General features: G+C 64.0%; 13 protein-coding genes and 2 pseudogenes. 9 read left to right on the top strand and 6 right to left on the bottom strand.

The genetic code is table 11. From position 1 onward, the window contains the following. Nucleotides 1–231 precede the first annotated feature (231 nt). Together AC2FAN_RS23860 and AC2FAN_RS23855 are read right to left on the bottom strand one after the other, a co-directional pair. Nucleotides 232–857, bottom strand: a pseudogene (locus tag AC2FAN_RS23860) (tyrosine-type recombinase/integrase). A 195-nt stretch (nt 858–1,052) separates the two neighbouring features. Then, nucleotides 1,053–1,835 (bottom strand): IclR family transcriptional regulator, encoded by a 783-nt coding sequence (locus AC2FAN_RS23855; protein WP_265054390.1) that lies wholly within the window; start codon nt 1,833–1,835, stop codon nt 1,053–1,055. A 145-nt stretch (nt 1,836–1,980) separates the two neighbouring features. Here AC2FAN_RS23855 and AC2FAN_RS23850 point away from each other — a divergent pair, with 145 nt between their 5' ends. The 8 genes from AC2FAN_RS23850 (at nt 1,981) to AC2FAN_RS23815 (ending at nt 8,584) form a co-directional block, all read left to right on the top strand. After that, nucleotides 1,981–2,838: a fumarylacetoacetate hydrolase family protein gene (locus tag AC2FAN_RS23850; protein ID WP_265054389.1), complete on the top strand. Its 858-nt coding sequence runs from the start codon at nt 1,981–1,983 to the stop codon at nt 2,836–2,838. Between the two features lie 9 nt (nt 2,839–2,847). Next, nucleotides 2,848–3,651 carry a 2-oxo-hept-4-ene-1,7-dioate hydratase gene (gene hpaH / locus AC2FAN_RS23845; protein ID WP_476807528.1) on the top strand — a complete coding sequence of 268 codons (804 nt, stop codon included), beginning with the start codon at nt 2,848–2,850 and terminating at the stop codon, nt 3,649–3,651. Between the two features lie 9 nt (nt 3,652–3,660). Continuing rightward, nucleotides 3,661–4,053 carry a RidA family protein gene (locus AC2FAN_RS23840; RefSeq protein ID WP_265054387.1) on the top strand — a complete coding sequence of 131 codons (393 nt, stop codon included), beginning with the start codon at nt 3,661–3,663 and terminating at the stop codon, nt 4,051–4,053. Further along, on the top strand, nt 4,053–4,676 hold the full coding sequence (locus AC2FAN_RS23835) for a flavin reductase family protein (RefSeq protein WP_265054386.1): 624 nt from the start codon (nt 4,053–4,055) through the stop codon (nt 4,674–4,676). The genes AC2FAN_RS23840 and AC2FAN_RS23835 overlap by 1 nt, the downstream gene beginning before the upstream one ends. A gap of 19 nt (nt 4,677–4,695) precedes the next feature. Continuing rightward, nucleotides 4,696–5,562 (top strand): amidohydrolase family protein, encoded by an 867-nt coding sequence (locus AC2FAN_RS23830; RefSeq protein ID WP_265054385.1) that lies wholly within the window; start codon nt 4,696–4,698, stop codon nt 5,560–5,562. Between the two features lie 48 nt (nt 5,563–5,610). After that, on the top strand, nt 5,611–6,579 hold the full coding sequence (locus tag AC2FAN_RS23825; RefSeq protein ID WP_265054384.1) for a Bug family tripartite tricarboxylate transporter substrate binding protein: 969 nt from the start codon (nt 5,611–5,613) through the stop codon (nt 6,577–6,579). Between the two features lie 411 nt (nt 6,580–6,990). Beyond that, nucleotides 6,991–7,383: a response regulator gene (locus AC2FAN_RS23820; RefSeq protein ID WP_485176594.1), complete on the top strand. Its 393-nt coding sequence runs from the start codon at nt 6,991–6,993 to the stop codon at nt 7,381–7,383. A 31-nt stretch (nt 7,384–7,414) separates the two neighbouring features. Next, nucleotides 7,415–8,584 (top strand): GAF domain-containing sensor histidine kinase, encoded by a 1,170-nt coding sequence (locus AC2FAN_RS23815; RefSeq protein ID WP_485176593.1) that lies wholly within the window; start codon nt 7,415–7,417, stop codon nt 8,582–8,584. 486 nt (nt 8,585–9,070) lie between these two features. Here AC2FAN_RS23815 and AC2FAN_RS23810 read toward each other — a convergent pair whose 3' ends face one another. From AC2FAN_RS23810 to AC2FAN_RS23800, 3 genes are all read right to left on the bottom strand, one after another. Next, a complete protein-coding gene (locus tag AC2FAN_RS23810) occupies nt 9,071–10,009 on the bottom strand; it encodes a glycosyltransferase family 4 protein (RefSeq protein WP_485176592.1) in 939 nt (312 codons plus the stop codon). A gap of 150 nt (nt 10,010–10,159) precedes the next feature. Further along, nucleotides 10,160–11,758, bottom strand: a complete 1,599-nt coding sequence (locus AC2FAN_RS23805) for an alpha-amylase family glycosyl hydrolase (RefSeq protein ID WP_485176591.1) — start codon at nt 11,756–11,758, stop codon at nt 10,160–10,162. 305 nt (nt 11,759–12,063) lie between these two features. Then, the gene (locus AC2FAN_RS23800; RefSeq protein ID WP_265054379.1) at nt 12,064–12,480 is read right to left on the bottom strand and encodes a DUF1236 domain-containing protein; all 417 of its coding nucleotides are present in this window, start codon (nt 12,478–12,480) and stop codon (nt 12,064–12,066) included. 419 nt (nt 12,481–12,899) lie between these two features. Here AC2FAN_RS23800 and AC2FAN_RS23795 point away from each other — a divergent pair, with 419 nt between their 5' ends. Then, on the top strand, nt 12,900–13,949 hold the full coding sequence (locus tag AC2FAN_RS23795; RefSeq protein ID WP_485176590.1) for an extracellular catalytic domain type 1 short-chain-length polyhydroxyalkanoate depolymerase: 1,050 nt from the start codon (nt 12,900–12,902) through the stop codon (nt 13,947–13,949). On the opposite strand, the pseudogene AC2FAN_RS23790 reads toward AC2FAN_RS23795, so the two are convergent. Further along, a pseudogene (locus AC2FAN_RS23790) lies at nt 13,946–14,161 on the bottom strand (hypothetical protein); the annotation flags it as partial. The gene AC2FAN_RS23795 and the pseudogene AC2FAN_RS23790 overlap by 4 nt on opposite strands. Between the last annotated feature and the right edge of the window lie 200 nt (nt 14,162–14,361).

Here is a 14,361-nt window from a genome sequence, read left to right as displayed (position 1 = left end):
AATTGCAAAACGCCTGTAGCCGGGTTCAAAAGGGGCTGGCGGTCCCTGAGCAACGATCACCAGCCTCAGTCTTCTCTTTTGCGAATTGTCCGCTTCGTGGCGCACCCCCAATGTCTGGTTGTGGGCGCGGATCGGCAGAAACTGAGGGTGCCGCCGAACTACCGCTTCCCACCCAATTGCGCCGTTGGCCGAATGACGAAATGGCACGCCGGGTGCCCGCCGTGCCCAGTGTCACAAGTCCGTTTGCTCCGAAAGGAGAAGCGCGTCGTCAACCTCGATGCCGAGGTAGCGCACGGTGCTCTCCAGCTTTGTATGGCCGAGCAGGAGCTGACAGGCGCGCAGATTGCCGGTGCGTTTATAGATCAGCGCGACCTTCGTTCGGCGGAGACTGTGAGTTCCATAGAGCGCTGGATCCAATCCGATCAGACCCACCCAGGTGTCGAGGAGACGGCCGTACTGGCGCGTTGTGATGTGATCACCATGCCGGCTACGGCTCGGGAAGAGCCAATCCTCTTCGCGCGGGCCTCTCTTTCTGAGCCACGCTGTGAGTGCCTCGCGGGCCGAATCGACTAGTTTAAACGGCACCGGCCGCCAGGTCTTCTGTTGAACATCGCCGTTCGCAGGCGAACGGTGCCTCCGAGGACGACATCGCCAACGCGGAGACGAACCAGATCGCATCCCCTTAGCTTGCTCTGGATCGCGAGATTGAACATGGCGAGATCACGAACGCGCGCCTCGTGCTGCAGCCGGGTGCGTATCGCCCAGATATGCTTTGGATTCAGAGGTGGTTTCGGTCCGATGATGCGCCCGAGGTTCCACGCCTGATGAGGCAGTTGGTTCTGCGCTTGGATATCCATGGCTGATCCCCTCTTGGGACGCCGCATCCGGGGTTATTCTATCAAGTGTTGCGGGACGTGGCGCTCGCCTCGCGCCAGAAGCAGAAGTTGGGCTTCAGCCGTAATGCCGACATTTGGCCGGCCGTACTTCCGTCCAATCCGGGTCGGCAGACGTTGACCGGCGAATTATCGTGGCCAGCCCAGATCGGCCTTTTTTCACCTGCGGAGTTCGCGCCCGATTGTGGCGGCGATGTCCTGCAGCTGGGATGCTAGAGCCTCCACCTGCAAATGTCCCATACGGCGCGTCACCCCGGCCACGGTTACGGCGGCGAAGGGCCGGCCGGCCTCGTCGCGTATCGCGACCGACAGCGCGCGGGTGCCCGGTACCAGCCCCCGGTCGCGCAGGGCATAGCCGAGATGCCGGGCGGTGCGCACCCAGCCGTGAGCCACCGCCTCGTCGATGCGGTAGCTGCGCAACCGCCCCCGATTCTCGGCGAGCACCGCGGCGGCCTCGCCGGGTTCGAGCGCCGCGAGCAAAGCCAGCCCCGCGCTGCTGACGCCGAGCGGACGACGATCCCCGACGCGCAACGGCAGCACCTGGATGGGATAGGAGCCGAGCACACGCGAGATGCAGATCGTGTCGAAGCCGGTACGTTGCGTCAGGAAGAACGTGTCTCCCACCGTCTCCGCCGCACGGGCGATGTGGGGCTCGCCCACGGCCTGCAGCACGCTCGGGCGCTCCCGCGAGAGGGCGAGGAACTGGATCTGCTCGCCGACGACATAGCGCCGCGTCGCCGGCCTGTGTTCGACGAGCCCCTCGGCGACCAAAGCCTTCAGCATCCGGTGCACGGTCGGATGCGGCACGCCCGTCGACCGCGCAAGCGCCGACAGGCCGAGCCCAGCCTCCCGGCTCGCGGCCAGGATGCGCAGGATCTCGATCGCCCGTCGGAGGCTGCCGGTGCCTTGAACAGCGTCAGCTCTGACATTCGGGGATCTCATGCGACGCGGTCCACCTCAGCTCCATCTGTCTTGTCCATTATATGGACAGAAAATGAGGAATCCAGTTGTGCCCCACCTCGCTGCGCGCTTCGATCCGATCAACGAGAACAGGCCCGGATAATCCGCCGGCGGGGAGGAAAAGTTCATGAGGCTGGCGAGCTTTCGCAGCGCCGAGGCGGAAGGCTATGGCGCGATCGTCGACGACGGGGTGATCGATCTCGGCCGGCGCCTGCCGGCCTTGCCCACCCTGCGACATGCGATTGCCGCGGGAACTCTTCAGACTCTGCGCGACGCGGCCAAGGGGCAGAGCGCCGACCATGCGCTCGCCGATGTCGAACTGCTGATCCCGATCCCTGCGCCGGAGAAAATCTGGTGCGTCGGCGTGAACTATGCCGACCGCAATGCCGAGTACAAGGACGGCTCGGACCTTCCGCGCTATCCGAGCCTGTTCTGCCGCTCGGCCTCCTCCTTCGTCGGTCACGGCGTCCCGCTCGAACGCCCAAAAGTCTCCGAACAGCTCGACTACGAGGGCGAGATCGCTCTGGTGATCGGCCGGGGCGGGCGCCACATCCCGCGCGAAAGCGCGTTGGACCACGTCTTCGGCCTGACGCTGTGCAACGAGGGCACGGTGCGGGACTGGCTGCGGCACGGCAAGTTCAACGTTACCCAAGGCAAGAATTTCGACCGCTCCGGCTCGATCGGTCCGTGGATCGTCACCTCCGACGACATCGATCTCTCGCGGCCGCTGGAACTGACGACGCGTGTCAATGGCGAGGAGCGCCAGAACGACACGACCGAGCGCCTGATGTTCCCGTTCGATCGGCTGCTCGCCTATCTCTCCACCTTCGCGACGCTGAAGCCGGGGGACATCATCGTGACGGGGACGCCGACCGGGGCCGGGGTTCGCTTCGACCCGCCGCGCTGGCTGAAGCCTGGCGATCTCGTCGAGGTAGAGGTTCCCGGCATCGGCCTGCTCTCCAATCGCGTCGTCGACGAAGCATAAGGGGCGACCATGCTCTCTGCCAACCAGATCGCCGCCGCGGCACGCGCCCTCGACGAAGCCGAGCGCAGCCGCGTGCAGATGGGCCAGCTCAGCCTCGCCCATCCGGGGCTGACCATTGACGATGCCTATGCCGTGCAGAGCGCCTGGATGGAGAGCAAGCTCGCCGCCGGGCGCAAGGTCATCGGCCGAAAGATCGGCCTCACCTCGCGGGCCATGCAGAGCGCAGTCAATATCGACGAGCCGGATTACGGAGTGCTGCTCGACGACATGCTCTTTCCGGATGGCGGCCGGATCCCGACCGATCGCTATATCGAGCTCAAGATTGAGGCCGAACTCGCCTTCGTGCTGAAGGACAGGGTCGCGGGGCCGCGCTGCACGGTCTTCGACGTGCTCAACGCCGCGGACTACGTCGTGCCGGCGCTGGAGATCCTCGATGCGCGCATTCAGCGCATCGACCCCGCCAGCAAGGCGACGCGCAAGGTCGTCGACACCATCGCCGACAACGCCGCCAATTGCGGCATCGTCCTGGGCGGACGCCCCTTCCGGCCGCAGGACGCCGACCTGCGCTGGATCTCCGCCATCGTCAGCAAGAACGGCATGGTCGAGGAGACCGGCGTCGCCGCCGGTGTGCTCAACAACCCCGCCAACGGCATCGTCTGGCTCGCCGACAAGCTGGCCCCGCGGGGCGTGGTGCTGGAGCCCGGTCAGGTGATCCTGGCAGGATCCTTCATCCGCCCGATCCCCTGCTCCCGGGGCGACACGATCCATGCCGATTACGGACCGTTCGGCACGGTCTCCTGCCATTTCGCCTGAGGGGTCGCGATGACCAGACGCCAGAGCATCCATGTCGAGGGCTTCGGCCACAAGAACCCGATCCCTGCCGCCTGCCGCGTCGGCGACGTGCTGATGTCGGGCATCGTCTACGGGCTCGATCCGGAAACGGGCAAGCCGGCCGAAACGCTCGACGCGCAATGCGCGCTGATGTTCCGGCATATCCGCAGCATCATGCAGGAAGCCGGCGGCTCGACCGACGACATCGTCAAGGTGACGGTCTGGCTGTCCGACCGCTCGCAGCGCGAGCAGGTCAATCTCGAATGGCTCGCGATGTTCCCCGATCCCGCGAACCGCCCGGCTCGCCAGGCGATGGCTGGCGAACTCGACGGCGGCAAGCTCATCCAGTGCGACTTCGTGGCGGTCATGGAGGGTCGGGGCTGATGGGCGGGACGACCGACATCGCGGCTGCGGACCTGCCGGCCGAGGCGAGCTATCGCCTGCTGACCGGGCTCGTCGTGCCGCGCCCGATCGCATGGGTGACGACGATTTCGGCTGCCGGCACCGTTAATCTGGCGCCTTTCAGCCATTTTACCTTCGTCTCGCCGAAGCCGCCCCTGCTGGCGATCAGCGTCGGCCGCAAGGGCGACACCTACAAGGACACGGCCCGCAACATCCTCGCGAGCGAGGAATTCGTCGTCCACATCGCCGATCGTTCGTTGGTCGAACCGCTGCATGACAGCGCGAAGGAGTTCGCGCCTGAGGTCAGCGAGGTCGCGGAGCTGGGGCTGGAAACCGCGCCCAGCCTGCATGTCGCGGTGCCGCGGTTGGCCGCCGCGCCCGTCGCTATGGAATGCCGGCTGCGGCACTGCATCGAGTTCGGCGAGACACGCAGCCGCCTCCTCGTCGGCGAGGTGCTCGTCTTCCGCCTGCGGGACGGGCTGATGGCCGACGGCAAGGTCGATACCCGCGCGCTCGACCCGATCGGGCGCATCGCCGGCCCGAACTACACGACGCTCGGCGAGATCATGACGATGCGGGCGATCCACCAGACCTCCAAATCCTGATCGCGACCGGAGCCTTGTGATGGCGACCTACCTCCCGTTCGATCCCGCACCGCGCGCGCCGAAGTCGCCGCTGCCCGCCTTGGCCTGCGACAGCCAGTTCCATGTGCTCGGCCCCGCGGAGCGCTACCCGGTGCGCCCCGGTGCGGTCTACGAGATGCCGAGCGCCAGCATCGAAACCGCGCTCGCCATGCATGCGACACTCGGTATCTCCCGCGGTGTCGTCGTCCAGCCGACCACATACGGCGCCGATCACAGCGTCACGCTGGATGGTCTGGCGCTCGCCGGCCCGAACTATCGCGGCTGCGCCAACGCCGCCGTCTTCCAGGACCGTGGCGACGCCTATCTCGCAAAGCTCGACGCCGCCGGCGTGAAGGGCGCGCGCTTCACACGAGCGGGGCTTGGCATCGGCATGAGCGAGACGGAGTTCGAGCGCGCGCTCGCACGCATCCGCGAGCTCGGCTGGTATGTGAAGGTGCAGCCCGAGGTCGAGGGCATCATCGGCAACATCGCACCTTTCGAAGCGCTCGACCTGCCACTGGTGCTCGACCATATGGGCCGCCCCGATCCCGCCCGAGGAAAGGACGACCCCAGCCTCGCCAAGATCCTGCAACTGCTGAAACGCGACACGGTCTGGGTAATGCTCTCGCTCACCGAGAAGATCTCGCGGGCCGGCGCACCCTGGGACGACGTCATCCCGACCGTGGAGGCGCTGCTCGAGGCCGCACCCGACCGCATCATCTGGGGCAGCGACTGGCCTCATCCGGTCTCCGTCCGGCAGCCGCCGAACGAGGGCGATCTTCTCGACTTCCTGTTCCGTGCCGTGCCCGACGAGGCTCTGCGACGCGCCGTGCTCGTCGACAATCCTGCGAGGCTGTTCGGCTTCTGAGGCAAGCGGCGCAACAAAGACCCGACAATAAATTCTGGGGAGTGCAAGATGAAACGTCTCATGATCGGCGTCATCGCCATGGCCGGCATCGTCTTCGCGGGAGAGGCTGGGGCCCAGACATGGCCCAGGGGCATGGTTAAACTCATGGTACCCTATGCTGCCGGCGGCAATGTCGACGTCGCGGCGCGGCTTCTCGCCGAGAAGCTCCAGCGCGATACCGGGCAGGCCTTCGTGATCGAAAACAGGCCCGGCGCCGGAGGTCTGATCGGCAGCGAAGTGGTGGCGAAGGGCGAGCCGGACGGCAGCGTTCTGCTGGTCGGCGCCAACGGGCCGATCCTGTTCGCGCCCGAGATGGCCGCACGCCGCGCCTATGAATGGCGCAAGGATTTCGTGCCGATCACGACCCTGACCCTGACGCCGCTGATCCTGCAGGTGCATCCGGACCGGCCCGCGAAGAGCTTCGCCGAGTTCGTCGAGCTCGCGAAAACGCGCAATCCTCCGCTGAACATGGCGTCTCCAGGTGCCGGGACGACCAACCATCTGATCTCCGAGGTGATGCAATCCAAGCTTGGAGCGAGCTGGACGACTGTCCAGTATCGCGGCAATGCGCCAGCGACCAACGATCTTGTCGGCGGACAGGTCGATTTCAACCTGGACCAGCTCTCCGTCGCGTTGCCCTTCGTGACCACCGGCAAGACCCGCGCCCTCGCGGTGACGGGGGCGAAGCGGCTGCCGGAACTGCCGGACGTCCCGACATTCGTCGAGCTCGGCTATCCGGAATTCGACGGCCAGACCTTCACGGGCCTGATGGCGCCTGCCAAGACGCCGGAGCCTGTCGTCGCCGCGATCCATGCCGCGGTGACGAAAATCCTGAACGAGCCCGATACCGCCAAGCGCTTCGCCGATCTCGGCACCCGGGCCGCACCGATGGAGCGCGAGGCCTTCCGAGCCTATCTCGAGAAGGAGGACCAGAGCTGGGTGCCGCTCATCCGCAAGCTCAAGATTCAATTGCAGTAGGCAGGTTTACTAAGGCCTCCCTCCATCTCGCCCGGAAGCCGGTTGTCGGGCCGGGCTTGTCTGGCAGCATGCATCCTCAGCGATTACGACGGCACGGAAGGCAACCTAAGTTTCCCGATGCTGCGGGGGATATCGGCAACCGCCCACCGAGGTCGGCACCCTATCTTGGCTGGACGTCCATCGAGTCGATCCAGGCATTCGCCGCGATTATCTCCAGAGGGCCCGGTACTATTCGGAGGACGACCGGTACCTGCTGGAGAAGCTCGGGGGGAGCACTCGGAGGTGGTGATCGACGGGCGGCTGCATGGCTGCGGCCGAATGGCTGACGAGGCGTTAGGAATTCGCTTGCACCTCTATGCAACCATTCCATTCCCCGACAGTTAGATCGGGTTGGTCCCCTCGAGAGTTCCCATGACAAAAACTCTTGTTCTGGTCGTGGAGGATGAGCCACTCATTCGCATGAACGCGGTCGCGTTGATCGAGGAGGCTGGCTACGACGTCATCGAGGCAGCGCACGCCGACGAAGCCATCGAGCTTCTTGAGACCCGCCCTGATATCCGCGTCGTGTTCTCCGACATCGAGATGCCCGGCGGGTCGATGGACGGCCTGAAACTGATCCACGCGATCCGCAGGCGCTGGCCGCCGGTGACCTTGATCCTGGCGTCCGGCCGGGTCTTGCCGACTGTGGAAGAGATGCCGTCCGGGACCATTTTTCTGGCGAAGCCGTATCGCGAGGACGCGCTGCTGCATGCGCTGGCTGCCTGGCCGGCCGCAAACTTTCGGTCCAAGACTGCGGCGTGGTAGTGATTGCTTCCGATCTCCACAGGTCCCGCCATTGCACGACTTTCAAGATGACCTCGATGCGGTCGCCCAAATCGCGGCGGTGCCAAGCATTCTCGACGTGGTGTGCCGCATTACCGGAATGGGCTTCGCCGCCGTCGCGCGGGTCACCGACGACCGCTGGGTCGCCTGCGGGGTCCGCGACGAGATCGCCTTCGGTCTCCAGCCGGGCGGCGAACTCAAGATCGAGACGACTATCTGCAACGAAATCCGGGACCATCGCGAGATCGTGGTGATCGACAACGTCGCGGAGGACCCGGTCTACTGCTCGCACCACACGCCGGCGATGTACGGCCTCCAAAGCTACATCTCGATGCCGATCGTCCTGCCGGACGGCCGCTTCTTTGGCACGCTGTGCGCGATCGATCCAAAGCCGCACGTCGTCAGCACCCCTTCGACGATCGCCACTTTCAAGCTGTTTGCGGAGCTGATCGCCTTCCACCTCGACGCTCACCAGAAGTTGGCCGAAAGCCAGGCGAGCCTCGCAACCGAGGTCCAGACCGGCGAGACGCGGGAGCAATTTATCGCTGTCCTCGGCCACGACCTCAGGAACCCCCTCGCCTCGATCGATGCCGGCCTGCGCATGCAGGACCGGACCGAAGACCTGAACAAGATACGGTCGCTCACGAAGATGATGAGTTCCAGCGTCGTCCGGATGTCGGGCCTGATTAACGACGTGCTGGATTTCGCGCGTGGGCGCATGGGCAGCGGCATCGCGCTGAGGCGCCAAGTTGTCGGCGACTTGGAGAGCCGACTGGGCGAGGTGATCAACGAGCTTCGGACCTCACATCCCAACCGCGACATTCTTGCCGAGTTCGACATCGCGGGTGAGGTCCACTGCGACAACGCCCGTATCGCCCAGATGCTGTCCAACCTTGTGGCGAACGCGCTCACGCATGGCGCCGATGATCGCCCCGTCGTCGTGAGGGGAATGACGGCGCCCGGCGTCTTCGAACTCTCGGTTTCGAATTCCGGCGAAGTGATTCCGCCGGAGGTGGCGTCAGAACTATTCAAGCCCTTCGTCCGCGGCGCCGTGAGGCCAAGCCAACAGGGCCTCGGCTTGGGGCTCTACATCTGCTCCGAGATCGCCAAGGCGCACGGCGGCACGCTGGACGCCACGTCCACGCTCGAGGAGACCCGGTTCACGTTCCGGATGCCTAACTGACCGTCGCGGCCGCCTGCGAACCGCGTACCTTGATCGCGACTTGGGTCACCAACCAGCCTGGTCACGCCTAGGACGCCAGGTCGACGACCACAGGCTCGAGTCCGCAGGACCGGATGAAATCCAGCAGTTTGGCTGGCGATATCCCGGTGCTCTCGACGTTGGTCAGTGGGTGGAAGTTCATCTGCTCGGCGTCGAGCAAGGAAACGACAGCCGTAGTCAGCCCGGCCTAGTCGTTAATCAGCCCAAGTGGGCAGGGCGCCCGGCATCATGCCGAGCAGTTCGGGCATGCGCTCGCCCGAAGGCGAAGCCGGGCGGCCGCTAACGCTCATCGCTTAGTCGACATCATCCGCTTTCCACGCATCTAAGCCATCGCGAGGTTTGTCGAAGAGGGTCCTCGCCAGCGCCATAAGCGCAGATCTCGGGCGTTCGAGAAGCGCATAGCGCTGCGTAAAAGGGCGGTTTGATAGCACATCCGCGCGCCGGCTATCATGCAAGGAGCGATCGATAGAGTTCCCAGTATCGATCGGCCATGCGGTCCACAGTGAAGCCCGCGGCGACTGATGAGCGGCAGGCGGCGCGATCGATCTCGTCGAGGCGCCCAATCGCGTCCACGGCCTCATCGAGGCTATCGACCAGAAAGCCCGTCACCCCATGCTCGATCAGTTCCGGCATCGAGCCGCGCCTGGAGGCGATGACCGGTGTTCCGCAGGCGAGAGCCTCCACGACCGATAGGCCGAAAGGCTCCTCGAAGTTGATGAGGTGGAGCAGGGCTCGCGCGGAGCCCAGAGCTTTCGTGCGGGCAGTCCTGCCGACCGGGCCAAGATAGGCCACGGAACGATCGTCGAGAGCGGGCAAGACATGCTCGTTATGGTAATTCTGGTCCTGCACGATGCCCGCCATGACCAGCCGTCGGCCTACGCGGCGTGCTGCCGTGATCGCCTCGGCCGCCCCCTTGTCGGGATGGATCCGGCCGAAGAAGAGGAGGTCTTCGCTGCCATCGGGATCAAAGGGAAAATCCTCCAGTCTGATCCCGTGATGGATCGTCGCCGCATAGCGCAAATCGGGATGCCGGTCGGCAGCGCTGATCGCGACGTAGTGGACGCGATCCTCATACGCCTTGAAGGCGGGCAGGATCCGGCCCGAGGAGAAGCCATGGATCGTGGTCACCACCGGCGTCTCGACCAGCCGCGAGAAGGCGAGCGGCACGAAATCGGCCTGATTATGGATGAGATCGAACTCGTCCGCGCGTTCGAAGACATGGGCAACGTGGAGCATCTCCCAGACCTTGGCATCGATGGTGGGGTCTTCGGAATACGGCGCCGGGCAAACACCCGCGAGCGTGCCCGCCGTCTGGCTGTCCCTGGTGGCAAATAGGGTGACGTCGACGCCGCGCGCCACCAGCGCCTCGGTCAGAAGACTGGTCACCAGCTCCCATGGACCATAATGGCGCGGTGGGGTGCGCCAGGAGATCGGCGCCAGCATGGCGATGCGCAAACGGTCGTCCTTTCCTAAATCATCGGCCCGAAAAGTGGATTGCGGTTTTCGGAAAATCTGATGAAAAAATAAAAGCCGTGATCAGGCTTCTAGGATCACGCCCTCATTCGCCCGCAGCAGCAGCGCATCATCCTCGACGAGCGTCGACTCGGCGATCGTCGACAGGATCGGCCGGCAATTGCTTGCCCAGCCCGGCAATTCGAGACGCTGTCCATCTGTCCCGATATTAAGCGCCACGATCAGCCGCTGCACCCCGTGCCGGCGCTCAAAGGCAAGCACATCGCCTGTAGAGTCCAGCAGCGTGAAATCGCCGATCTCCAATGCCGGATGCGCGCGCCGGACGGCCAGCAACCGGCGATAGAGCGCCAGAATCGAGGCCGGCTCCTCAGCCATGACCGCAACGTTGCGCGCCGGCCAATCGGCATTCAGCGGCAGCCAGGGCGAGGCGGTGCTGAAGCCCGCATTCTCGCTTCCGTCCCACGGCATCGGTGTGCGGACAGGATCACGACCGAGGCCGAGCCCGGGCTCGCGCAACTCGCGAGGATCCTGACGCCGGAGAGGCGGGATCTCGACATCGCTCAGGCCGAGCTCGTCGCCATAATAATGGGTCGGCGTGCCCCTCAGCGTTAGCAGGAGCATCGCAGCGATGCGCGCTTGCGCCTCTCCGTGCTTGCTGGCGATGCGACGCCGGTCGTGGTTACCCAGCACCCAGTTCGGCCAGGCACCGGGTGGAAGCGCCGCCTCGTAGCCGGCGATCAGATCCGCAAGAGCGCGCGCCTGCCAAGACGCATCGATCAGTTGAAAGTTGAGTGGCAGATGCACGCCTGCCCGCTCCTGCCCGTAATATTGCATCAGCCGGTCGACCGGCAGGTAGATCTCACCGATCAGCACGCGCTCGTCCCGCTCTGCCGTTCCATAGCTCTCGGCGATGGCGCGCATCTCCGCGGCAAGCGCATGCACTTCGGGCTGGTCGGTCGAATGGAGCTGGAGCACGCGGTGCATTTCGCCCATCGCAGGCCGATAGGCCGGATTGGGCGGATTGTCGGGATAATCCGCTGCCTTGATCAGGTGCCAGAGCACGTCGATACGGAAACCGTCGACGCCGCGATCGAACCAGAACCGCATCACCTCGTGCATCGAAGCCTGCACGGCGGGATTGCGCCAGTTGAGGTCCGGCTGCTCCTTCAGGAAGGCGTGGTAGTAATATTGGCCAGAGGCTTCGTCCCACGCCCAGGCGGAGCCACCGAAATCACTGATCCAGTTGTTGGGTGGCCCGCCATCGGGGGCAGGATCGCGCCAGAGGTACCAGTCCCGTTTCGCAGCGTCGCGCGAGGAACGGCTCTCCACGAACCAAGCATGGCGGTCGGAGGTATGGTTTGGCACGAAGTCGAGCAGAACCTTGAGCCCGCGGGCGTGGGCGCGGGCCAAAAGATCGTCGAAATCGGCAAGAGTGCCGAAACGCGGGTCGACATCGCAGTAATCGGCGACGTCATAGCCGAAATCCGCCATCGGCGAAGGGTAGACCGGAGAGATCCAGATGGCGTCGATGCCGAGGCTGGCCAGATAGTCGAGTCTGTGCGTGATGCCCTTGAGATCGCCGATGCCGTCGCCGTTCGTATCCTGAAAGGAGCGCGGGTAGATCTGGTAGATCACGCCCGTCTGCCACCACGGAGCGGTCATACCAACCGCCTCCTGTGTATGCGGTTTCGTCCGACGCCACGCCGCTCCATCAGGTTGTCTCGCTGTCAGCTTGGATCGTCCCGTAGCGCCCGCCTGCAAGTGCCGTGGGTAAAACGCTCTATTTCGGCGAGTGCATCATCAAGCGTCTTGAAGGGGCCGCGTTTCATGGACCCCATCGTCTGCGGCGCTTGGCCCGCAGGTTCGATCCTGAATTCGCCGGTGGGTTCTTCGGCAATACGCCCCATGGGCTGGATAGGCTGGTGACGACGCGTAGCGCGCCATCACCCTCGGGCAGTCGATCCGGTTTACTGGATGACCTGAACGATGCGACCCGTTCTGGGATCGACCAGCACGGTGCGGTTGTTGACCACCGTGTAGCGATAGCTCGTCTCGCCATATTCGCGCGGCACGTCGTAGTAGACGACACCTTCACTCGGCAGCGTCGTGCCGACGACCACGGGCTCGGCATAGGTGTATGACGGGCGACGCTGCTCCACGACATAAGTCTGGAAGCGCGGCGTCTGGTCGCCGATGATCGCACCGACCACCGCCCCGCCGACACCGCCGACGACGGCGCCGATCGGACCGCCGACGATCGCGCCGCCAACCGCTCCGGTCGCCGCGCCGCCGACTGCCCCACCTTGGGCTGCCGGTGCATTCTGAGCGAAGGTCGTTGCAGGAATGGCAGCGATCACGGCAACAAGGAAAAAAGTCTTGAGCATGGAAGTAATCCTTCGCATGAGTCAGCCGGAAGGAAAATCCCGCAAGATGACCATCTATGTCGGAAACGTATCCAAAGCAAAAAAGTTCCAGTTGAATATTTCGATAATAAAATAAAGTAGCTCACATAATTTTATGAATATCCGGACGAATTCTCATTGTTACGCAAGAATCGGAATTTTGATGGTCCTGAGTAATCGCAGGCTTCGAGCAGCGGCGCGCTATTCCCCCGCCCGCCGCTCGCTCCGATGGGGCACGGACCAGCAAATGAAGATTGTGCATCGCAACATAATCAGCGCACGGCCGTTGGGCTCGTGTCAGCGCCATCTCGGCATGACCCGCAAAGGACAGCCGCGATGCGCAATCTCTCCGACACGATCGCACGCCTGAATCGGTTCATATGGCGGCCGGAGGTCCGGCAATGCCTTCCCGACTGTCGCCGCTCGCCAAGTTCGGCGCCAATCCAGGCGCGCTTCGGGCGTACACCTATGTTCCCCAAGGTTTGCCGGAACAGGCGCCACTGGTCGTCGTACTACATGGCTGCATACAAACGGCGGCCGCATACGACCATGGCGCCGGCTGGTCCCAGCTTGCGGACCGACACGGCTTCGCGCTTCTCTACCCCGAGCAACGGCGGGCCAACAACGCAAACCTCTGCTTCAACTGGTTCGTGCCCCAAGACATCCGGCGAGGCTCCGGAGAGGCGCTTTCGATTGCGCAGATGGCCGGGACAATGATCGAGGCCCATGGGCTCGACCGACGGCGGGTCTTCATCACCGGGCTTTCGGCCGGCGGCGCGATGACCTCGGTGATGCTCGCAACCTATCCCGAGCTCTTCGCGGGTGGCGCAATCGTTGCGGGGCTGCCTTTTGGATGCGCGACTTCGATCCCCGAAGCGTTTGACAGGATGCGGTGCCACGGACTTCCCGCGGAGCGAGACCTCGAGGCCATGGTGCGTAGCGCGTCTAGCCACCATGGGCCTTGGCCCACGCTCTCGCTTTGGCATGGCACAGCCGACCAGACCGTTGCTTACGCGAACATGGACGCCATTGTTGCACAATGGAGGGGCCTTCATGGGCTGCAGCGCGTAAGCCCTGAGAAAAACGCGATAGGCCTGCATTCCCAGCGGGTCTGGCGCGATGACGCCGGCGTTCCAAAAATCGAGGCGTTCAGCGTCGAGGGCATGGGGCACGGCACGCCCCTTGGCAGTGCGGACGATATCGGGGCTTCAGGAGTTTTCATGCTCGAAGCGCGGATCTCATCGACACGTCACATTGCCCGGTTCTGGCAGTTGACCGAGACGGGATCCGAACTTTCGTTGACCACCAATGGCGAAAAACTGAAATCCGAAGCCACGCCTGAGCGTGTCGGCGACAAACCTGCCGCCCCCTTCTCGCAGCTTCGGGCGTCCGCTACTGGCGTGGGAAAGGTGATCGAGGACGCGCTGCGAGCGGCGGGGCTCATGCGCTAGTCCCGATGGGATAGACCGTGGTGCTCTGTGTCGCTGCAGGCCTGGCCGAAATGCACGCGCGTGCGCCATGCCGAGCAAGTCCGATGCAGGCGATCGCTGCTTGAGCAGGTCTGGAACGCTTCGCTGCCAGGTGTGAGCGCAACCTGTCGAGGGTATCGCGAATATAAAGGGGTCGCCACGTACTGTTCAAGCAACTTGATGCGCATGCTGAGAGCTGGTTGAGACTATCTCAGCTTATGAGCCGCCCGACGAAAATTTAATTCTGCGGCGAGAACAACAAAGCATTCCAGGGATCGCGATTGGATTTCCATCTCAAAGACCGTTCGACGGGCGTCATCGTGCTTTAATCGTAACTTTCGACTTCGTCCGCCTCATCATCGTATATCACCTTCATGAGCAGCACATACCGATT

This window comes from Allobosea sp. RIT-PG3_2 (assembly GCF_057321085.1).
Note: the sequence above shows the minus strand (reverse complement) of the source record. Positions and strands in the feature narration are given on the sequence as shown.

Coding starts and splice junctions, on each gene's coding strand:
- AC2FAN_RS23805 (WP_485176591.1), bottom strand. CDS start 11,758: ATGACCGCTCCGTGGTGGCAGACGGGCGTGATCTACCAGATCTACCCG.
- AC2FAN_RS23850 (WP_265054389.1), top strand. CDS start 1,981: ATGAGGCTGGCGAGCTTTCGCAGCGCCGAGGCGGAAGGCTATGGCGCG.
- AC2FAN_RS23835 (WP_265054386.1), top strand. CDS start 4,053: ATGGGCGGGACGACCGACATCGCGGCTGCGGACCTGCCGGCCGAGGCG.
- AC2FAN_RS23830 (WP_265054385.1), top strand. CDS start 4,696: ATGGCGACCTACCTCCCGTTCGATCCCGCACCGCGCGCGCCGAAGTCG.
- AC2FAN_RS23820 (WP_485176594.1), top strand. CDS start 6,991: ATGACAAAAACTCTTGTTCTGGTCGTGGAGGATGAGCCACTCATTCGC.
- AC2FAN_RS23795 (WP_485176590.1), top strand. CDS start 12,900: ATGCCTTCCCGACTGTCGCCGCTCGCCAAGTTCGGCGCCAATCCAGGC.
- AC2FAN_RS23855 (WP_265054390.1), bottom strand. CDS start 1,835: ATGAGATCCCCGAATGTCAGAGCTGACGCTGTTCAAGGCACCGGCAGC.
- AC2FAN_RS23825 (WP_265054384.1), top strand. CDS start 5,611: ATGAAACGTCTCATGATCGGCGTCATCGCCATGGCCGGCATCGTCTTC.
- AC2FAN_RS23800 (WP_265054379.1), bottom strand. CDS start 12,480: ATGCTCAAGACTTTTTTCCTTGTTGCCGTGATCGCTGCCATTCCTGCA.
- hpaH (WP_476807528.1), top strand. CDS start 2,848: ATGCTCTCTGCCAACCAGATCGCCGCCGCGGCACGCGCCCTCGACGAA.
- AC2FAN_RS23840 (WP_265054387.1), top strand. CDS start 3,661: ATGACCAGACGCCAGAGCATCCATGTCGAGGGCTTCGGCCACAAGAAC.